Source organism: Xinfangfangia pollutisoli, from assembly GCF_020179405.1.
Taxonomy (GTDB): domain Bacteria; phylum Pseudomonadota; class Alphaproteobacteria; order Rhodobacterales; family Rhodobacteraceae; genus Pseudogemmobacter; species Pseudogemmobacter pollutisoli.
Genome location: NZ_JAICBZ010000051.1, coordinates 1 through 19084 on the forward strand (window position 1 = coordinate 1; position 19084 = coordinate 19084).

The following is a 19084-nucleotide window of genomic DNA, read 5'->3' on the forward strand; positions in this document are numbered from 1 at the left end:
CCTCGGCGCTGCGCCAGGCCAAGCGGCGGGCCGCGCTTCTGGTGGCGCTGGCCGATCTGGGCGGGGTCTGGTCGCTGGAACAGGTCACCGGCGCCCTGACCGCGCTGGCCGACCGGGCGGTGGATCTGGGCCTGCAATCGCTGGTCGCCGACGAGATCCGCCGCGGCAAGCTGCCCGGCGCCAGTGCCGACGATGCCGCCACCGCCGCCGGCATGGTGGCCATCGCCATGGGCAAGATGGGCGCGGGCGAGTTGAACTATTCCTCGGATATCGACCTGATCTGCCTCTTCGACGATGCGCGCTATGGCGAAGACGCGGCCGAGGCGCGGGCGGGCTTCATCCGCGTCACCCGCAAGCTGGCAGCCCTTCTGTCGGATGTGACCGCCGAGGGCTATGTCTTCCGCACCGATCTGCGCCTGCGCCCCGATGCGGCGGTGACGCCGGTCTGCCTGTCGATCTCGGCCGCCGAAGCCTATTACGAGGCCGAGGGCCGCACCTGGGAACGCGCGGCCTATATCAAGGCGCGCGCCTGCGCGGGCGACATCGCGGCGGGCGAACGCTTCCTGCGCGCGCTGACCCCCTTCGTCTGGCGCCGGCATCTGGATTTCGCGGCGATCCAGGATGCGCATGACATGCGCCTGCGCATCCGCGACCATCGCGGGCTGCACGGCCCGCCGGTGGTCGAGGGGCAGAATGTCAAGCTGGGCCCCGGCGGCATCCGCGAGATCGAATTCTTCACCCAGACCCGCCAGCTGATCGCGGGCGGCCGCGATGCCGCCTTGCGCGACCGCACCACGGTGGGCGGTCTGGCGGCGCTGGCCGAGAAGGGCTGGGTGCCGCAGGATGTGGCCGATGAGATGACCGCGCTCTACCGCGCCCATCGCGAGTTGGAACACCGGCTGCAGATGGTGAACGACGCCCAGACCCAGGAAATGCCCGCAACCCAAGAAGGCGTGGCCCGGATCGCGGCCTTCTGCGGCGAAGACGAGGGCGCGTTCCGCGACGGGCTGCTTGCGCGGCTCGACCGGACCCGCAGCCTGGCCGAGGGGTTCTTTGCGCCCGGCGATGCCGAGCCCGAGCCGGAATTGTCGGACCGGGCGCGCGCGATCGTTGCGGGCTGGCGGTCTTATCCCTGCCTGCGTTCGGACCGCGCCCAGGCGATCTTCCGCCGGCTTCGGCCGCAACTGCTGCGCCGGCTGGAACGCGCCGCGCATGAGGAAGAGGCGCTGGTGGCGCTGGACGGCTTTCTGGCCGGGCTGCCGGCGGGGGTGCAGATCTTTTCGCTGTTCGAGGCGAATCCGGCGCTGATCGACCTGATCATCGACATTGCCGGCACGGCGCCGGCACTGGCGCGCTATCTGTCGCGGCATGCGGGGGTGCTGGATGCGGTGATCGGCGGGCGGTTCTGGGAACCCTGGCCGGGCCGGGCGGGGCTGCTGGCCGATCTGGCGCCGCAACTGGCCGCGGCGCGCGACTACGAGGCGCGGCTCGACACGGCGCGGCGCTGGCAGAAGGACTGGCATTTCCGCATCGGCGTGCATCACCTGCGCGGGCTGATCGACGCGTTCGAGGCGGGCAAGCTTTATGCCGATCTGGCCGAGGCGGTGATCCAGGGGCTGTGGCCGGTGGTGACGGGCGAATTCGCCAGCCGCCATGGCGCGCTGCCGGGGCGCGGCGCGGTTCTGTTGGGCATGGGCAGCCTGGGGGCGGGGCGGCTGAATGCCGAATCCGATCTAGACCTGATCCTGATCTACGATGCCGATGGGATCGAGGCGTCCGAGGGCGCCAAACCCTTGGCGACACGGGCCTATTACGCGCGGCTGATGCAGGCCATGGTCACCGCTTTGTCGGCCCAGACCGCCGAGGGGCGGCTCTATGAGGTCGATGTGCGGCTGCGCCCCTCGGGCCGGGCCGGGGCGGTGGCGACCGCGCTGACCGGCTGGCGCGACTATCAGCAGACCGAGGCCTGGACCTGGGAACATCTGGCGCTGACCCGCGCCCGCGTGGTGACCGGCACGCCGGATCTGGGCGACGAGGTCGAGGCGCTGCGCCGCGCCATCGTGGCGGCGAAGGGGCAGGGGCCGAAGGTGCGCAGCGATCTGGCCGAGATGCGCGCGCGGCTGGCCGCTGCCAAGCCCGCCGAGGGGCCCTGGGAGGCGAAGAACGGCCCCGGCCGGATCATGGATATCGAGCTTTGCGCCGAGATGCTGGCGCTGATCTCGGGCAGTCCGGTGCGGCGGGTGGAACAGCAGATCGCCGCCGGAAAGGCGCTGATGCCCGACCCCGACCGCGAGGCTTTGCTGCAGGCCTACCGGCTGTTGTGGCGGGTCTATGGCGCGGGGCGGCTATTGACTGCCAAGCGGCTGGATCCGCAGGCGCTGGGCGAGGGCGGCCGTGCCTTCGTGCTGCGCGAGACGGGTTTTGCCTCGACCGCGTCGCTGGCAGAGGCCATCGCGTCGGCGGTGGGCCTTGCCGAAGCGGCGATCCTGCGCCAGCTTGGCCCCGACACGGCGAATGGCGGGTGATCATGGGGAGACGGGTGATGGATCTGGCAGTGGCCGACCCGAAGGGCCTGGTGCGCGAAAGCTACCGGATCGAGGGGATCACGCTGGGCGAATGCCGGTCGATCTTCATCGACTGGGCGCTCAGCCTGAAGCCCGGCACGGATGTGCCCGAGGCGCTGCGGGCGCTGATCGCGCATTACGGCGCGGGCGTCGCCGGGCATCCGATGACCGATGTGCTGGAAGCCGGGCTGGTGGCGCCGGCCGAAACCGGCCGCCGTGGCGGCCGGATGGCGCGGATGCGCGGACTGGACGGCCAGGCCTGACGCGGCCGAACCGGCCGCGGGGCAGGGCGGCTTCGCCGCGAGGGGGGCAGGGCGGCCTTGCCGCGGGGCAGGGGCGGCTTAGCCGCGGGGCAGGGCGGCGGCCTCGGCGGCAAGCCGTGTGATCTCGGCCCAGTCGCCGCGCGCCATCGCCTCTTTCGGGGCGACCCAGCTGCCGCCCACGCAAAGGATGTTCTGCATCCGCAGATAGTCGGGGGCATTCTTCAGGCTGACCCCGCCGGTCGGGCAGAACCTGACCTGCGGGATGGGCGAGCCGATCGACTTCAGGAAGGCCGCGCCGCCCGATTGCTCGGCCGGGAAGAATTTCTGCACCGTATAGCCGCGCTCCAAGAGCGCCATGATCTCGGTCGCGGTGACGGCGCCGGGCAGCAGCGGCAGGCCTTCGTCTTCACAGGCGGCGATCAGCGCCGGCGACGACCCGGGCGAGACGCCGAACTTGGCGCCGGCCTTCTTGGCGGCCTTCACATCGGCGGGGGTCAGCAGCGTGCCCGCGCCCACCACACCGCCCGGCACCTCGGCCATGGCGCGGATCGCATCCAGCGCGCAGGGCGTGCGCAGGGTGACTTCCAGCGCCGGCAGGCCACCCGCCACCAGCGCTTCGGCCAGGGGCCGGGCCTGGGCCAGATCCTCGACGATCAGCACCGGCACGACCGGGGCAAGGCGGCAGATCTCGGCGGCTTTCAGGGATTGTTCGGCGGGGGTCATGGCTCTGTCCTTCAGGCGAAGCATGGGGGCGGAGAACGGGGCCTCCGGCCGGTGTCATAAGGGCCAGCCGGGGAAGACGACAGTCCCCGATTGGCTGCAGGCCCCAGGCCAAAGGCGAAGGGCCGGGCGGGGCGGGGCCGGGTCAGACGACCACGGCCGCGCCGGTATCGGCGGCGCCCACCGTGCGGCGGAAGGCGTCGAACAATTCGCGGCCGATGCCATGGGCATTGGCGGACAGGTCGGGCTGCACCGCGGGGCGCTGGGCCAGGCCCTCGGTCAGGCAGTCAAGCGTGCCCTGCGTCGCGTCCAGCCGGATCAGGTCACCGTCCTGCAACTGCGCCAGCGGCCCGCCGGTGGCGGCTTCGGGGCTGACATGGATCGCCGCCGGAACCTTGCCGCTGGCACCCGACATCCGCCCGTCGGTGACCAGCGCGACCCGCAGCCCGCGGTCCTGCAGCACCGACAGGATCGGCGTCAGCGAATGCAGTTCCGGCATGCCATTGGCCTGCGGCCCCTGAAAGCGCACGACGACGATCGTGTCCGAGGTGAATTCGCCGGCCCGGAAGGCGGCTTTCACCGCCTCCTGGCTGTGGAAGATCCGCGCTGGCGCCTCGATCACATGGCGTTCCGGCGCCACGGCCGAGACCTTGATCACCCCGCGGCCCAGATTGCCCGACAGATGCCGCAGCCCGCCGGTTGTGGCAAAGGGCGTGGCGGCGGGGCGCAGGATCTTGTCGTTCAGGCTTTCCGTGGCGCCCGGCTGCCAGCTGAGGACGCCGTCTTTCAGCGACGGCTCTTGCCGATAGGGCGCCAGACCGTCGCCGGCCACGGTCTTGGCGTCTTCATGCAGAAGCCCCGCATCCAGCAATTGCCCGATCAGGAATTGCAGCCCGCCCGCGGCGTGGAAATGGTTCACATCGGCCAGACCGTTCGGATAGACCTTGGCCAGCAGCGGCACAATCTGGCTCAGCTCGTCGAAATCGGCCAGGTCCAGCAGCACGCCCGAGGCCCGCGCCATGGCCGGCATATGCAGCACAAGATTGGTCGAGCCGCCGGTCGCCATCAGCCCGACGATGCCATTCACATAGGCGCGCTCGTCCAGGATCTCGCCCGCAGGGCGGTAATCATTGCCCAAAGCGGTGATCTGGGCGGCGCGGGTCGCGGCCGCTTCGGTCAGCGCGTCGCGCAAAGGCGTGCCGGGGTTCACGAAACTGGCGCCCGGCAGATGCAGGCCCATGACCTCCATCAGCATCTGGTTGGTGTTCGCCGTGCCGTAGAAGGTGCAGGTGCCGGGGCCGTGATAGCTGGCCATTTCCGCGGCCATCAACTCGGCCCGGCTGGCCTTGCCCTCGGCATAGGCATTGCGCACCTTGGCCTTCTGGTCGTTCGGGATGCCCGAGGTCATCGGGCCCGCCGGCACGAAGACCGCCGGGATATGGCCGAAGGTGGCGGCGGCGATGATCAGCCCCGGCACGATCTTGTCGCAGACGCCCAGATACAATGCCGCGTCAAAGCAATTGTGCGACAGCGCCACGCCCGCCGCCAGCGCGATCACATCGCGGGAAAACAGCGACAGTTCCATCCCCGGCTGGCCCTGGGTCACCCCGTCGCACATCGCCGGCACCCCGCCCGCCACCTGCGCCGTGGCGCCTGCACGGCGCGCAGCCTCGCGGATCAGCGCCGGATAGGTCTCATAAGGGCGATGGGCGGACAGCATGTCATTATAGGCGGTGACGATGCCGATGTTCGGCGCGCGGCCCTCGGCCAACGCCGGCTTGTCGGCCTCCATCGCCGCATAGGCATGGGCCTGGTTGCCGCAGGACAGATGCGCCCGCACCGGCCCCGCCGCCGCCGCCTGCCGCATCCGGGCCAGATAGGCGGCGCGGGTGGTTTCGGACCGGGCGCGGATCCGGTCGGTGACGCGGGCAAGGGTCGGGTGGAGGGTCATGGTCCTCTTCCTGTAGCACGGGGCGCGCGGCGGCCATGGGCGGCTCGGCAAAGCCGGCACAACCGGGCGCGGCAGAGTATAGCACACACTGTTAGCGCTAACAACCGCCCTGAGCCGCGAATGGCCCGGATCGGGCCGCGGCGCGGGACGGTTGGAAGGGGGCGCCCGTCGCGCAGGCCGGACCGGCCGCAAGCCGGGACGGACGCCGGGTGCCCTGCGCAAAGATACCCCGTCTGCGACCGATTCCCAGCCCAAATTCGCCGCAATCGACATGCATTTGAATGATCCGGGGCCCTGTGCGGACAGGGCAGACATCAGGGGTGACAGGATGCGCGCTTTGCGACTGGTTCTGGCTTTGGGAAGTCTGGCGGCGCTGACCGCCTGTGTCACGCCCGATCGGGCGCCATCGGCCGAGCCGCCGCATGGGGTGACGCTGGCGACGGCGGGCGGCTCGGGTCCGGCCCGGGGCGTGCAGAAGGTGACGGTGCCGCTGAATGTGGTCGGGGTCGAGGTGACGGTGCCGCGCGATCTGCGCGTCAGCGAGGCCGAGGTCTTCTATCCGATCGCCGATATCGTCTGGCGCGGCGATCCGCGCGGCGACCGCTACGCCCAGGTGCAGGCGATCTATGACCGCGCCGTCGCGGCGGCGATTCCGCCCTTGAACCACGGCCTGCCGGTGGTGGCGGAAATCGTGGTGACGCGCTTTCACTGCGTGACCGACAAGACCCGCTACACCTTTGGCGGCGTCCATTCGCTGACCTTCACCCTGACGATCCGCGATGCCGCAAGCGGTGCGGTGCTGTCGGGGCCGCGCAAGGTGAAGGCCGATGTGGCGGCGCATGGCGGGCAGAAGGCGATCGCCGATGACATGGCCGGCCTCACCCAGAAGCAGATCGTGACCGAGCGGCTGGCCTCGGTGATCCGGGGCGAGCTGAAGCAGCTGAATGTCGATCCGGGGCTTCTGGGCCTGCCGGCGCAGGGTCTGATGAATCCGGCGATCCCGGTGCTGAACTAGGCCACAGCGCAGTCTTCCGCAGATCGGGCGAACAGGATATGGGGGAGGGCATGGAGCCCTCCCTTTCGCAATCCGAACCCGCCCGCCGTCCGATCGTTCGCCTTCGCCCCAAGGCCGAGGCGCGGGCGATCCGCCATGGTTTCCCCTGGGTCTATGCCGACGAACTGGTGCTGGACCGGCGCACGCAGGGCCTGGCGCCCGGCACGCTGGCGGTGCTGGAAGATGCCGAGCGGCGGGCGCTGGGGCTGGTGACGGTCAATCCCGCCTCGAAGATCACCTGCCGGATGCTGGACCGCGATCCCGAGGCGCAGCTGGACCAGGCGTGGTTCGAGGTGCGGCTGGCGCGGGCGCTGGCCCTGCGCGACCGGCTGTATCCCGCACCCTTCTACCGGCTGGTCCATGCCGAGGCCGACGGTCTGCCCGGCGTGGTGATCGACCGGTTCGGCGATCTGGCCGTGGTGCAGCCCAATGCCGCCTGGTCCGAGGTCCATCTGCCGGCGCTGGTCGCGGCCCTGGTCTCGGTCACGGGCGTTGCCACGGTGATCAAGAACGGCTCGGGCCGGGCGCGGGGTCTGGAAGGCCTGGCCGAAGAGATGGCGGTGGTGCAGGGCAAGGCGCCCGCGGGGCCGGTGCCGGTGCCGATGAACGGCGCCACCTATATGGCCGATCTGATGGGCGGGCAGAAGACCGGGCTGTTCTACGACCAGCGCGAAAACCACGCCTTCGCCGCCCGTCTGGCGCGCGGCGCGCGGGTGCTGGACGTGTTTTCGCATGTCGGCGGCTTCGGTCTGGCCGCGCTGGCGGGGGGCGCCGAGACGGCGCTGGCCGTCGATGGCTCGGCCGCGGCCTTGGAGCTTGCGGCGGCGGGGGCTGCGGCCTCGGGCTTTGGCGCGCGGTTTTCCACCCGGCAGGGCGATGCTTTCGCGGTGCTGGAGGCGCTGGGCGCCGAAGCCGCGCAGTTCGATCTGGTGATCTGCGACCCGCCGGCCTTCGCGCCCGCCAAGCCCGCGCTGGAAGCGGGCCTGCGCGCCTATGAACGCGTGGCGCGGCTGGCGGCGCCTTTGGTGGCGCCCGGCGGCTATCTGGTTCTGTGTTCCTGCTCGCATGCCGCCGATCTGTCGGCCTTCCGCAATGCCTCGGCCCGCGGCATCGGTCGCGGCGGGCGGCGCGGGCAGGTGATCCATACCGGCTTTGCCGGGCCCGACCATCCGGTCCTGCCGCAGCTGGCCGAATCGAGCTATCTGAAAGCCCTGGCCTTCCGGCTGGACGGATGAAGGTCGTCCTCGACGCCTGCGTGCTGTTCCCGACCGTGTTGCGGGAAATCCTTCAGGGCGCCGGCGCGGCGGGGCTGTATGAACCGATCTGGTCGGATCGGATCCTGGGCGAATGGACCCATTCGGCCGCCAAGCTGGGCCCCGGCGCGCAGGTGGTGGCCGAGGGCGAGGCGGCGCTGTTCCGCGCCGCCTTTCCGCGCGGCAGGGTGGCGGTGTCGCCGGGCATCGAGGCGCGGCTTCTGCTGCCCGATCCGGCCGATGTGCATGTGCTGGCCACGGCGATTGCCGGCCATGCCGATGCGATCGTCACCTTCAACGCTCAGGATTTCCCCGGCCATGTCCTGGCGGCCGAGGGCCTTGCCCGGCGCGACCCGGACGGGTTTCTATGGGAATTGCAGTCGCGTCATCCGGCTGTAATGGCCGCGGTGGTCGAGGCGGTGCGGGCCCGGGCCGAGGCGATCTCGGGCCAGGCCGTCGCGCTGAAGCCGCTGCTGAAGCGGGTGCGGCTGTTCCGTCTGGCCAAGGCGCTGCAGGCCTGAGCCTTGCGCCCGGGGCGGGCCGGGGCCTCCGGCGGGGATATTTTTGCAGAGAGGAAGGCCGCGGTCAGGACGGCTGAACCGGGGCGGCGGTCCAGCGCGCCTCGTTCGCCTCGATCGCGGCGATGCGGTCGGCGGTGCCGGGATGGCTGAGCAGCCAGGCCGGCGCGCCCTTGCGGGATTTCGTCAGCGCGTCCAGCTTCTGGAACAGGCTTTTCTGCGGGCCGGTGCCGATGCCGGATTTGATCAGCAGGGCGGTGGCATAGGCGTCGGCCTCGAACTCGTCACGCCGCGACAGCTTTGCCATCAGCGCCGAGGACAGGGCATTCGCCAGCCAGGGCCCGACAAAGGGCAGGATCCGCCCCATGAAGGCCGCCAGCAGCAGGAAGACCGCGTTCTGCCCGGTGAAGTCGATCATCCGCCGCCGCAGATGACCCAGCGCGACATGGCCCATCTCATGCGCGATGACCGAGGCCAGTTCCTCGGGCGACACCTCGCCCTGCATCTTCTTCGCCACGAAACCGCGGGTCAGGTAAATGCGGCCATCAGGCCCCGCCAGCCCGTTCACCGGCTCGACATCCAGCACATGGACGCGGATCTCGGGGATCTCCAGCGCGCGGGCCATGCGGTCGGCAAGCCGGGTGATCGCGGGATCGGTCAGCGGCACCGATTTTTCGGCCAGCATGCGCTTGGTGCGCCAGGCCGAGAATTGCATCGCCAGCAGCGCGTAAAGGATCAGGGCAAGGAAGGGCAGCAGGCGGATCAGCATGCGCCCAATATGGGGGCAGGGCGACGGGAAGGCCAAGGGGGCAGGCGGTCTTTTCTGTGCCTCAGCGGGCCCCAAGGCGCAGGCGGCCGAGCGACTATATCTTTTCAATGGAAATATTGGGTTGCGCAAATCTTTATAGCGGAAAGATTGCGCCGGGCCGCTGCCGAAGGCCTAGCGCAGCGCCTTGATGCCGCGCGAGATGCCTTCGGTCGTCATCGGCACCATCCGGCCCGAGAACAGGCTGCGGATCATCCGGGTGGATTGGGTCTGCTCCCACCATTGTTCGGGTTCGGGATTGATCCACAGGTGATGCGGCCAGGCCTGGGTGGCGCGGGTCAGCCAGGTCTCGCCGGATTCGCGGTTCCAATGTTCCACCGCGCCGCCGGGATGGCTGATCTCATAGGGCGACATCGCCGCGTCGCCGACGAAGATCGCCCGCCAATCGGCGCCATGGCTGCGCAACAGATCCCAGGTCGGGGTCTGCGCCTGCCAGCGCCGGGCATTCTCGCGCCAGACGCCTTCATAAAGGCAATTGTGGAAATACCAGCATTCCAGATGGCGAAACTCGGACCGCGCGGCCGAGAACAGGTCTTCCATCACCTTCACATGCGCGTCCATGCTGCCGCCCACGTCCAGAAACAGCAGCACCTTCACCGCATTGCGCCGCTCGGGCCTTGTTTCCACCTCAAGCCAGCCCTGCCGCGCGGTCGAGCGGATGGTCTCGTCCAGATCCAGCTCTTCCGCCGCGCCATCGCGGGCCCAGCGGCGCAGCGCCCGCAGCGCCACCTTGATGTTGCGCGTGCCGATCTCGACCCGGTCGTCCAGATCGCGGAATTCGCGCCGGTCCCAGACCTTGACGGCCCGCTTGTGGCGGCTTTCGTCCTGCCCGATCCGCACCCCTTCGGGATTGTAGCCATAGGCGCCGAAGGGCGAGGTGCCTGCGGTGCCCACCCATTTCGAGCCGCCCTGATGGCGGCCCTTCTGCTCGGCCAGGCGCTGACGCAGCGTCTCCATCAGCTTGTCGAACCCGCCAAGCGCCTGAATTTCGGCCATTTCCTCGGGCGTCAGATGCTTTTCGGCCAGTTTGCGCAGCCAGTCTTCGGGCAGATCCAGCGCATCAAGCAGCTGCGCATCGCTGAGGCTTTCCAGCCCGGAAAAGGCGGCGGCGAAGGCGCGGTCGAAACGGTCGAGATGGCGCTCGTCCTTGACCAGCGCGATGCGGGCGAAATGGTAGAAAGCCTCGACATCGGGGCCTGTCAGCCCCGCCGCCAGCCCTTCCAGAAAGGCCAGATGCTCGCGCGGCGAGACCGGCACGCCTTCGCGGCGCAGGGCGTCGAAGAAGGGCAGGAACATCGGCCCCTCCGGCCTAGCGCATCGGGCGGCGCGCGCTCATGGGGCGGCGCTGCGCGCGATGACGATGGTCAGGATCAGGCCCAGGATCGCGAAGGCAATGCCATAGGTGGCGCCATATTGCGCCAGGTCGGCCGGCTTGCCGCCACGCCGCTTTGCGGTTGCCGCGCCAAGAATGGCCCCCAGAATGAAGCCGCCGATCACGATCATGGTTCAAGCCCCCGGTCTTCCGCCCGGGGCCGGCGGCCGGATCAGCCCCCGAAGCCCCATTGGCCGCCAAGTGCCGCAATCTCGCGCTGGCGGGCGCGGATCTGGGCCTCGGTGCCGAAGCCATAGCGCGCGGCCGCCCGGCTGTCCACCCGCAGGGCCTCGGCCGCGTCGGGCCGCCCCAGCGCCTCAAGCGCCTGGGCCTTGATCAGCTGCACCGTGGCCAGAAGCGCGTGGTTCTGTGCGGCGCGGATCGCGGGCAGGGCGCGGTCGGCCAGCTGCGATGCCTGATCGGCCTGACCGGCGGCCAGGGCCAGCGCGGCAAGCTGCATGTCGATATGGGCGACATGGATCGCACCGCCCGGCAGGCCGCGATAGAGGGTCGCGGCGGCCGAGAATTCGGCAAGGGCGCGGGCGCGGTCGGTGCCCACGTAAAGCCGCCCGGCGGCGAAATGCGAAAAGGCCAGCCGGCCGTCGCGCCAGCCCTGGGCGCGCGCGATCGACAGTGCGCGTTCGGCGGCGGCGCGGCGCGTGGCCTGCGACTGGCCGCCCATCAGTGCGGTCTCGACCGCGGTGATCCAGGCCCGCGGCGTCGGCGACAGATCGGCGCCGCCCTGGCCCGGACCGCCCGGGTTCTCGCGCGCCATCACCGCCCCGATCCGGGCCTGAACCTCGGCGCGCGACATGCCCGAGGACAGGTCCGGCGCGTAATAGGCGCGCAGGATCGTCATGTCGAAGGGGGTCAGCACCGAGTTGAAATTGTCATCGTTGAAGACGCTGTCCGACAGGCGGTACAGATCGTTCAGCGGGCCAAGCGCCTGGGCGGTTTCCTCATGCAGACAGTCGCGCACCTCTTGCGGGCTGGCATCCGAGGGGGCGAAGATCGCGACATGCTGGCGCTGGGCGACATTGGCCCAATCCACCGCGGCACTGCCGCGCTTGGCCTTGTATTCGGCCAGCGAGCTGACATTCGGCACCACGAAACAGGCGGCGGTGGGCGCGGCGCGGCGAAGGGCGGCCTTGGGGTTGAAGTCGATGGTGATCGAGGCGCGTTCGCCCGGCTGCGCGGGGCGGATGTCGATCCCGGCTTCCGAGCGGAAGCGGGCGATGACGCGGGTCAGCTCGGCTGCGGCCCCGGGCGGCACCTGGCCGCTGAGCGCCACGGTTACCGGGCCTTCAAAGCGCGAGAACGTGTCAAGCCGGCGCCCGGATTCCAGGGCGAAGGTCAATTCCATGAAGGTGGCGGCCATTTCGGCATCGCCATGCTGGCCGGCCATCGGCACCCTGGCCGCGACGGGCGCGGCAAGGAAGGCCGGCGCCGGAAGCGGCGCTTCCGCGCGCATCGCGGCGGCCGGCGGGGCCTTGGTCACCTGGGCGTCAGAGACGGGAACGCAGGCGGAGAGGGCCAGGGTCGCGGCGGCCAAAACGGCCGCAAGAAACGGATCTTTGCGCATGTCGAGGCAGCTTCTTTCATGCGGTTACTGGGGCCGGCGGCCCGAACGGCGCACGATGCCCCCGCATCGCACAGCACCGTCCGGGCCTTGCCGTGGTCCGGCACAGGGGCGCCCGGCCGCGTCCGTCTGGGGGGGCGAGCAGACGTGGTGCCCCCCAGACGGACGAAGCCGTGATCTGCACCGGGGACCTGCCGGGCAGAGGCGCGGAAACCCCCTTGCGCCACCGACCCGGCAGAGAGGCGGGGGGCAAGGGGGGAAGCAAAGCCGAAGGGACACGCGGTCTGCAGCGCCGCCTGCATCGCGGTCTGCGCCAGGCCGCACGGCGCGGCCACCGGGCGGGCCGGTGCGGGCAGGCGGACAGGGGCAGGGCGAAGCGGCATCAGACCATGGGTCCCGGACAGAAGATCTTGCGATCAGTGAACAGATCACAAGTGTCGTGATCGGGGCCGGACCATGTCAATTGTAAGGAATCTTGACAGTGGGCTGGAGTCTACCCCTCGCGGTTGACGCCTGACGGGGGACCAGATTTTCGAGCGCGATATCACGCAATATTTCTGAACATTTCAAAAATTGGTCTTACGTGATTAAACTATATCAAGAATGCGGTCGAACCTGCCGTAGCGCAGGCGATTCGTCCCGATGCGGAAAAGCCCGCCAAGCGCCGAAGCGGCGCCAAAAGCCCCGGGGCGGCCCCGGTTTCGCGGCGCCTCTGCCGGGGCGAGCCGCGCCCTATTTGCGCGACAGGAAGGCCAGGCGCTCGAACAGCTGCACGTCCTGCTCATTCTTCAGCAGCGCCCCGTGCAGCTTCGGCAGGATCTGCCGGGGATCGCGCTTCAGATCCTCGGGCGCCAGATCCTCGGCCAGGATCAGCTTCAGCCAGTCCAGCATTTCCGAGGTCGAGGGCTTCTTCTTCAGCCCCGGCGTCTCGCGCACCGCGAAGAATTCGGCCAGCGCGGCCGCCAGAAGCTGTTCCTTCAGCCCCGGGAAATGCACCCGCACGATGGCGGCCAGGGTTTCGGCATCGGGGAAGCGGATGTAATGGAAGAAGCAGCGGCGCAGGAAGGCGTCGGGCAGATCCTTCTCGTTGTTCGAGGTGATGATCACCACCGGCCGATGCTGCGCGCGCACAGTCTCGCCGGTTTCATAGACGTGGAATTCCATCCGGTCGAGTTCCTGCAACAGATCGTTCGGGAACTCGATATCCGCCTTGTCGATCTCGTCGATCAGAAGAACCACCCGCTCGGGCGCGGCAAAGGCCTGCCACAGCTTGCCGCGGCGAATGTAATTTGCGACATCATGCACCCGCGCATCGCCCAGCTGACTGTCGCGCAGCCGGCTGACCGCATCGTATTCGTAAAGCCCCTGTTGGGCCTTGGTGGTTGATTTCACATGCCACTCAATCAGAGGCAGATTAAGCCCCGCCGCCACCTGGCGCGCCAGCTCGGTCTTGCCGGTTCCGGGCTCTCCCTTCACCAAGAGCGGGCGCTGCAACGTGACCGCCGCATTGACCGCAAGCGTCAGGTCCGGAGGGGCGACATAGCCGGCGGTCGAGGTAAATTTCATAGCGTCATCAACACAGTGTTTCCTGGGGCCGGTTAACCCTAGCCGCCTGAACAATTTGTCGCAACCGCTAGTGACATTCCCGGGAACAAGGTCTATACGCGCCGCCAACAGGAGCGCGCGCATGACAGAAGCCCACCTGTCGGTCCGTGCCGGCAACATGGAGAATGCTGCGATGAAGGCCGAAGTATTCCTGCCCGATGACTATCGTCCCGCCGAGGACGAGCCCTTCATGAACGACCGGCAGCTTGAATATTTCCGTCGCAAGCTGATCATCTGGAAGCAGGAACTGATCGGCCAAAGCGCCGAGACGCTGGACAACCTGACCGAAAGCGCGCGCAACGTGCCCGACCTGGCCGACCGCGCTTCGGAAGAAACCGACCGCGCGCTGGAGCTGCGGACCCGGGATCGCCAGCGCAAGCTGATCGCCAAGATCGACGCTGCGCTGCGGCGGATTGAAAGCGGCGAATACGGCTATTGCGAAATGACCGGCGAGCCGATCAGCCTGAAGCGGCTGGATGCCCGCCCGATCGCCACCATGACGCTTGAGGCGCAGGAACGCCACGAGCGGCGCGAAAAGGTGCATCGCGACGACTGATTTTATTCCCGGCTCCGGGGGCTTGCGCCTCGGTTCGGGCAGATGGAAAGTGGCGCCGGGCTTGCAAGGGCCCGGCGTTTTCGTTGCAGAAAGCGAGGATGGGATGAGCCTGACGGACCGGCCGGTCACGGTCTTGGGTGCGGGTGTGGCGGGGCTGGCGGCGGCGCGGGCCCTGGCCCTGCGCGGGGCGAAGGTCACGCTGCTCGACCAGACCGACGCGATCCGCGAAGTCGGCGCGGGCTTGCAGATCTCGCCGAACGGCGCCGCGGTGCTGCGGGCCCTGGGCCTCGGCCCCGCGCTTGAGGCCGCCTCGGTCCGGGCCGAGGCGGTGGAATTGCGCGATGGGCTGGACGGCGGCCTGGTCACGCGGCTGGACCTGGCGCGGCTTCGGCCGGGGCAGGGCTATCATTTCCTGCATCGCGCCGATCTGATCGGCCTGCTGCTGGACGGCGCCCGCGCGGCGGGGGTGGAATTGCGGCTGCTGCAGAAGGCCGCCAGCGTCGATCTGTCGGGGCCGCGGCCGAAGATCGTCATGGCGACCGGCGCGGAAGAGGAAGCGGGCCTGCTGATCGGGGCCGATGGGCTGCATTCGCCCTGTCGCGCGGCGCTGAATGGCACGGTCGCGCCCTTCTTCACCCATCAGGTCGCCTGGCGCGCCGTGATCCCGGCCGAGCCGGGCGCCCGGCCGGTGGCCGAAGTGCATATGGGGCCGGGCAAGCATCTGGTCAGCTATCCGCTGCGCGGCGGCACTCTGCGCAACATCGTGGCGGTTGAAGAACGCCGGCGCTGGGTGGAAGAGGGCTGGTCGCTGCGCGACGATCCGATGGAGCTGAAGCTGGCCTTTGAAAGCTTCTCGCCGCGGGTGCGGGGCTGGCTGGATCAGGTTCAGGATGTCTGGCTCTGGGGGCTGTTCCGCCATCCGGTGGCCCGGCAGTGGCAGCGCATCCTGCCCGAGGGCGCGGTGGCGATTCTGGGCGATGCGGCGCATCCGACCCTGCCTTTCCTGGCCCAGGGCGCCAATATGGCGCTGGAAGATGCCTGGACCCTGGCCGCGGCGCTGGCCGCCGCGCTGGACGGCAGCGGCGGCGACGCCGCGGCGCTGGCCGCCTGGCAGGCCGCGCGCGCCCCGCGCTGTGCGAAGATCGTCGAGGCCGCCAATCGCAATGCCCGCGCCTATCATCTGCGCGGCCCGTTGCGGTCGCTTGCCCATCTGGGGCTGAAGCTGGGGGGCGCGGTGGCGCCGGGCGCGGCGCTGTCGCGCTTCGACTGGATCTATGCCGCCGATGTGACCCAAGGCCCCGGCTGAGGCGCTTTGCCGCTTTTGCGCCGCGGCGCTTTCGGCTAGGCCTGCCGGCATGGAGCTGACGGTCCGCAATCTTTCGGTCGCGCGCGGCGGGATCACCGTGCTGGAAGGCCTGGGCTTCACCCTGGCCCCCGGCCGGGCGCTGGTGCTGCGCGGGCCGAATGGCGTGGGCAAGACCACGCTTTTGCGCACGCTTTGCGGCCTGCAACCCGCGGTGCGGGGCGAAATCGCCGCGCCGCCCGAGGGGCTGGCCTATGCCAGCCATGCCGATGGGCTGAAATCCATGCTGGATGTGCGCGAGAATCTGGCCTTCTGGGCTGCCGTCTTCGGCACCGGCCCCGCCGCTGTCGCCCGCGCGCTCGAACGGATGAACCTGTCCACCCTGGCCGCGCGGCGGGCCGCGAACCTGTCGGCCGGGCAGAAGCGGCGGCTGGGCCTGGCGCGGCTTCTGGTCTCGGGCCGGCCGGTCTGGGTGCTGGACGAGCCGACGGTTTCGCTGGATACGGCCTCGGTGGCGCTGTTTGCCGGGGTGATCCGCGACCATCTGGGGCAGGGCGGGTCGGCGCTGATCGCCACCCATATCGACCTGGGCCTGGACGAGGCCGAGATCCTGGACCTGACCCCCTTCCGCGCGGCGACCGGCGCGCTGGCCCAAGCCTGGGGCGACGATCCGTTCCTGGGGGATTTCGCATGATCGCCCTTCTTGCCCGCGACCTGCGGCTGGCGGTGCGCGCCGGGGGCGGCTTTGGCCTGGGCCTGGCCTTCTTCCTGCTGGTCGCGGTTCTGGTGCCGCTGGGCGTCGGCCCCCAGGGCGACACGCTGGCCAGGATCGCGCCGGGCATCCTGTGGGTCGGTGCGCTTCTGGCCTGCCTTCTGTCGCTGGACCGGATCTTCGCGCTGGATTTCGAGGATGGATCGCTGGACCTGCTGGCGACCTCTCCCGTGCCGATGGAGGGGGCGGTGGCGGTCAAGGCGCTGGCGCATTGGCTGGTGACGGGCCTTCCGCTGACCCTGGCCGCACCCGTTCTGGGGGTGCTTCTGTACCTGCCGGGCCCGGGCTACCTGTGGCTCGTCGTCTCGCTGGCGCTGGGCACGCCCGCTTTGTCGGTGATCGGCGCTTTCGGTGCGGCGCTGGTGGTGGGGCTGAAGCGCGGCGGGCTGCTGATGTCGCTGCTGGTTCTGCCGCTTTACGTGCCGACGCTGATCTTCGGCGCCGAAGTGGTCAAGCGCGGCGCGGCGGGGATGGAGGTTGCCACCCCCCTGGCGCTTCTGGCCGGGATCACCGCCGGCGCCCTGGCGCTGCTGCCTTTTGCCGCCGCTGCGGCAATCCGCGTCAATCTGCGTTAGCGGATGACATGATAGGGGTTTGCTCCGAACCTTCCCACATGTAAGCCAAGAGCCATGTCGATCTGGGAATATGCCAATCCGAAGAAGTTCATGCAGACCTCGGCCTGGGCCTTGCCCTGGGCCCTGGCCGCCACGGTTCTGTGCCTGAGCGTTGGGCTGATCTGGGGATTTTTCTTCACGCCTGACGATTACAAGCAGGGAGCGACGGTCAAGATCATCTACCTGCACGTGCCCGCCGCGATGATGGCGATCAACGCCTGGGTGATGATGCTGGTCGCCAGCCTGATCTGGATCGTCCGGCGCCACCATGTCAGCGCGCTGGCCGCCAAGGCCGCGGCGCCGGTCGGGCTGACCTTCACCCTGATCGCGCTGGTCACCGGCGCGCTTTGGGGCCAGCCGATGTGGGGCACCTGGTGGGCCTGGGACCCGCGGCTGACCTCGTTCCTGATCCTGTGCCTGTTCTATATGGGCTATATTGCGCTGTGGTCGGCGGTCGAGGATCCCGATACCGCGGCCGATCTGACCGGGGTTCTGTGCATCGTCGGCTCGGTCTTCGCGGTCCTGTCGCGCTATGCGGTGAATTTCTGGAATCAGGGCCTGCATCAGGGCGCCTCGCTGTCGATGGATGCGAAAGAGAATGTCTCGGACGTGTTCTGGATTCCGCTGGTGATCTGCATCGCGGGCTTCATCCTTTTGTTCGTGACCCTGGTGCTGATGCGGACGCGGACCGAGATTCGCGCCCGCCGCGTCGCCGCCCTTCTGGCGCGGGAGCGGCTGGCATGATGCCCGATCTGGGGAAATACGCCTTCGCGGTGCTGGCCTCTTACGGGGCGACGATCGTGCTGATCGGGGCGCTGGTGGCGCTGTCCTTCCGGCAGCGGGCACGGGTGAAGAAAACGCTGGACGAGGTCGAGGCGCGGGCCGCGGCGCAGACGGGGAAGAACGATGGCTAAATGGTTGCTGGCGGTGCCGCCCCTGGTCTTTGCGGGCCTGGCGGCGATGTTTCTGGTGAAGATGGAGGATGGCCGCAATCCGCAGGACCTGCCCTCGACCTTCATCGGCCGCAGCGCGCCTGCCGTGCCGGCGACCGGCCTGCCGGGCATCGCGCAATTGACCGATGCCGATCTGCGCAAGGGCGAGGTGACGGTGGTCAATTTCTGGGCCTCGTGGTGCCCGCCCTGCCGGGCCGAGCATCCGGTGCTGAAAGAGATGCAGGCCAAGGGCATCCGCGTGGCCGGCATCAACATGATGGACAAGGAAGGCGACGCCAGCGCCTATCTGGCCGAGGGCGGCAATCCGTTCTTCGCGCTGGCGACCGATCCCAAGGGCCGCAACCGGGTGGACTGGGGCGTCACGAACCCGCCCGAGACCTTCATCATCGGCGGCGATGGCACGGTGCTGTTCAAGTTCATCGGCCCCCTGGTGGGCACGGATTACGAGAACCGCTTCGTCCCGGCACTGGCCGAGGCGCTGAAATGACCGGCCGGGCGGCCGGGGCCCCGGGCCTGGTCGCCGCCGCTTTCCTGGCTGCGCTGGCGGGACCGGCCGCAGCCCAGACGCCCCCGCCCGAGTTCTTCGCCGGACTCTACGCGCGGATCGGCCGGGCGGCCGGGGCCGAGCCCGCGCTGCTGGACGATCTGGTGCGGATCGCGCCCGGGCCGGGCGGCGGGCTGGAGTTGCGGGTCTGCCAGCCCGAAGGGGCGCCGGGGGCCGCGCCGCTGGTGCTGCACTTCACCCGCTTTGGCGATGTGACGAACCTGCTGCAGGGCGGAAGCGGGGCGGAGCAGCTGTTCTGCCAGTTTTTCACCGATCTGAACAACGATCCGATCCTGGTCTGCAGCAGCGCCGGCGCGCGCTTTACCCTGACGGCGGATCCCGCGCGCGCGGCAGAGGCCGGTCCGGGCGCCTGCGGCTAGGCCGGGCGCGATCCTTCGACGAAGGATCGCAGGCCCGCGCGCCGCCGGTCAGCCCAGCGCCAGAAGCGCCAGGAACAGACCGAAGACCAGCCATTCCTCAAAGGGCAGCACCGGCAGCGGCGCGCTGCGGCTGCGGGCCTGCATGCGCGGCGGCCTGTCCGGCTCGGGCGGCGGGGTTCGGCGATGATCCATGTGACAGCCCCTATACGATGCTGCCTGCCATCCTGGGGCCAAAGGATGAAGACCTGCTTAAAACG

The 19084-nt window shown here is 69.4% G+C and carries 21 protein-coding genes; 13 read left to right on the plus strand and 8 right to left on the minus strand.

Features of this window, described 5'->3' with window-relative positions:
• Both K1Y73_RS14465 and K1Y73_RS14470 read left to right on the plus strand, forming a co-directional pair.
• Nucleotides 1-2525: [protein-PII] uridylyltransferase family protein (locus tag K1Y73_RS14465; protein ID WP_225029018.1), on the plus strand; the 2525-nt coding region annotated here is incomplete at its 5' end.
• Nucleotides 2526-2542: 17 nt separating this feature from the next.
• Nucleotides 2543-2827, plus strand: coding sequence for a hypothetical protein (locus K1Y73_RS14470; protein ID WP_225029019.1), 285 nt, complete (start codon nucleotides 2543-2545; stop codon nucleotides 2825-2827).
• 78 nt (nucleotides 2828-2905) lie between these two features.
• On the opposite strand, the gene eda is transcribed toward K1Y73_RS14470, so the two are convergent.
• Together eda and edd are read right to left on the minus strand one after the other, a co-directional pair.
• Nucleotides 2906-3550 carry a bifunctional 4-hydroxy-2-oxoglutarate aldolase/2-dehydro-3-deoxy-phosphogluconate aldolase gene (gene eda, locus K1Y73_RS14475; RefSeq protein ID WP_225029020.1) on the minus strand — a complete coding sequence of 215 codons (645 nt, stop codon included), beginning with the start codon at nucleotides 3548-3550 and terminating at the stop codon, nucleotides 2906-2908.
• 142 nt (nucleotides 3551-3692) lie between these two features.
• Complete coding sequence (gene edd, locus K1Y73_RS14480; RefSeq protein WP_225029021.1) at nucleotides 3693-5498, minus strand: phosphogluconate dehydratase; 1806 nt, start codon at nucleotides 5496-5498, stop codon at nucleotides 3693-3695.
• Nucleotides 5499-5826: 328 nt separating this feature from the next.
• On the opposite strand from edd, the gene K1Y73_RS14485 reads away from it, so the two are divergent.
• From K1Y73_RS14485 to K1Y73_RS14495, 3 genes are read left to right on the plus strand one after another with little or no spacing between them, the layout of a single operon-like run.
• Entirely contained in the window at nucleotides 5827-6513 is a 687-nt protein-coding gene (locus tag K1Y73_RS14485) for a DUF6778 family protein (protein WP_225029022.1), read from the plus strand.
• Nucleotides 6514-6563: 50 nt separating this feature from the next.
• A complete protein-coding gene (locus K1Y73_RS14490) occupies nucleotides 6564-7787 on the plus strand; it encodes an RSP_2647 family RNA methyltransferase (protein WP_225029023.1) in 1224 nt (407 codons plus the stop codon).
• The gene (locus K1Y73_RS14495; RefSeq protein ID WP_225029024.1) at nucleotides 7784-8326 is read left to right on the plus strand and encodes an RSP_2648 family PIN domain-containing protein; all 543 of its coding nucleotides are present in this window, start codon (nucleotides 7784-7786) and stop codon (nucleotides 8324-8326) included. Before K1Y73_RS14490 ends, K1Y73_RS14495 begins: the two co-directional genes overlap by 4 nt.
• A 64-nt stretch (nucleotides 8327-8390) precedes the next feature.
• On the opposite strand, the gene K1Y73_RS14500 is transcribed toward K1Y73_RS14495, so the two are convergent.
• From K1Y73_RS14500 to K1Y73_RS14520, 5 genes are all read right to left on the minus strand, one after another.
• Nucleotides 8391-9089 carry a M48 family metallopeptidase gene (locus tag K1Y73_RS14500; protein WP_225029044.1) on the minus strand — a complete coding sequence of 233 codons (699 nt, stop codon included), beginning with the start codon at nucleotides 9087-9089 and terminating at the stop codon, nucleotides 8391-8393.
• A gap of 174 nt (nucleotides 9090-9263) precedes the next feature.
• Nucleotides 9264-10445, minus strand: a complete 1182-nt coding sequence (locus K1Y73_RS14505; RefSeq protein WP_225029025.1) for a vWA domain-containing protein — start codon at nucleotides 10443-10445, stop codon at nucleotides 9264-9266.
• A gap of 36 nt (nucleotides 10446-10481) precedes the next feature.
• Entirely contained in the window at nucleotides 10482-10652 is a 171-nt protein-coding gene (locus K1Y73_RS14510) for a hypothetical protein (protein ID WP_225029026.1), read from the minus strand.
• A gap of 41 nt (nucleotides 10653-10693) precedes the next feature.
• Complete coding sequence (locus K1Y73_RS14515; protein WP_318248246.1) at nucleotides 10694-12019, minus strand: DUF2927 domain-containing protein; 1326 nt, start codon at nucleotides 12017-12019, stop codon at nucleotides 10694-10696.
• A gap of 813 nt (nucleotides 12020-12832) precedes the next feature.
• Complete coding sequence (locus K1Y73_RS14520; RefSeq protein ID WP_225029028.1) at nucleotides 12833-13666, minus strand: AAA family ATPase; 834 nt, start codon at nucleotides 13664-13666, stop codon at nucleotides 12833-12835.
• A gap of 172 nt (nucleotides 13667-13838) precedes the next feature.
• Between K1Y73_RS14520 and dksA the strand changes: the two genes are divergently transcribed.
• From dksA to K1Y73_RS14560, 8 genes are all read left to right on the plus strand, one after another.
• A complete protein-coding gene (gene dksA / locus K1Y73_RS14525) occupies nucleotides 13839-14261 on the plus strand; it encodes an RNA polymerase-binding protein DksA (RefSeq protein ID WP_225029045.1) in 423 nt (140 codons plus the stop codon).
• Between the two features lie 103 nt (nucleotides 14262-14364).
• Nucleotides 14365-15567 carry an FAD-dependent monooxygenase gene (locus tag K1Y73_RS14530; RefSeq protein ID WP_225029029.1) on the plus strand — a complete coding sequence of 401 codons (1203 nt, stop codon included), beginning with the start codon at nucleotides 14365-14367 and terminating at the stop codon, nucleotides 15565-15567.
• Between the two features lie 49 nt (nucleotides 15568-15616).
• Nucleotides 15617-16258, plus strand: a complete 642-nt coding sequence (ccmA, locus tag K1Y73_RS14535; RefSeq protein WP_225029030.1) for a heme ABC exporter ATP-binding protein CcmA — start codon at nucleotides 15617-15619, stop codon at nucleotides 16256-16258.
• Nucleotides 16255-16911 (plus strand): heme exporter protein CcmB, encoded by a 657-nt coding sequence (gene ccmB, locus K1Y73_RS14540; RefSeq protein ID WP_225029031.1) that lies wholly within the window; start codon nucleotides 16255-16257, stop codon nucleotides 16909-16911. Before ccmA ends, ccmB begins: the two co-directional genes overlap by 4 nt.
• Nucleotides 16912-16965: 54 nt before the next feature.
• Nucleotides 16966-17694: a heme ABC transporter permease gene (locus tag K1Y73_RS14545; protein ID WP_225029032.1), complete on the plus strand. Its 729-nt coding sequence runs from the start codon at nucleotides 16966-16968 to the stop codon at nucleotides 17692-17694.
• Nucleotides 17691-17864: a heme exporter protein CcmD gene (ccmD, locus tag K1Y73_RS14550; protein ID WP_225029033.1), complete on the plus strand. Its 174-nt coding sequence runs from the start codon at nucleotides 17691-17693 to the stop codon at nucleotides 17862-17864. The genes K1Y73_RS14545 and ccmD overlap by 4 nt, the downstream gene beginning before the upstream one ends.
• Entirely contained in the window at nucleotides 17857-18390 is a 534-nt protein-coding gene (locus K1Y73_RS14555; protein WP_225029034.1) for a DsbE family thiol:disulfide interchange protein, read from the plus strand. The genes ccmD and K1Y73_RS14555 overlap by 8 nt, the downstream gene beginning before the upstream one ends.
• The gene (locus tag K1Y73_RS14560; protein WP_225029035.1) at nucleotides 18387-18827 is read left to right on the plus strand and encodes a hypothetical protein; all 441 of its coding nucleotides are present in this window, start codon (nucleotides 18387-18389) and stop codon (nucleotides 18825-18827) included. The genes K1Y73_RS14555 and K1Y73_RS14560 overlap by 4 nt, the downstream gene beginning before the upstream one ends.
• A 48-nt stretch (nucleotides 18828-18875) precedes the next feature.
• Here the strand turns inward: K1Y73_RS14560 and K1Y73_RS14565 are convergent, their stop codons facing one another.
• On the minus strand, nucleotides 18876-19019 hold the full coding sequence (locus tag K1Y73_RS14565; protein ID WP_225029036.1) for a hypothetical protein: 144 nt from the start codon (nucleotides 19017-19019) through the stop codon (nucleotides 18876-18878).
• Nucleotides 19020-19084: the final 65 nt, after the last annotated feature.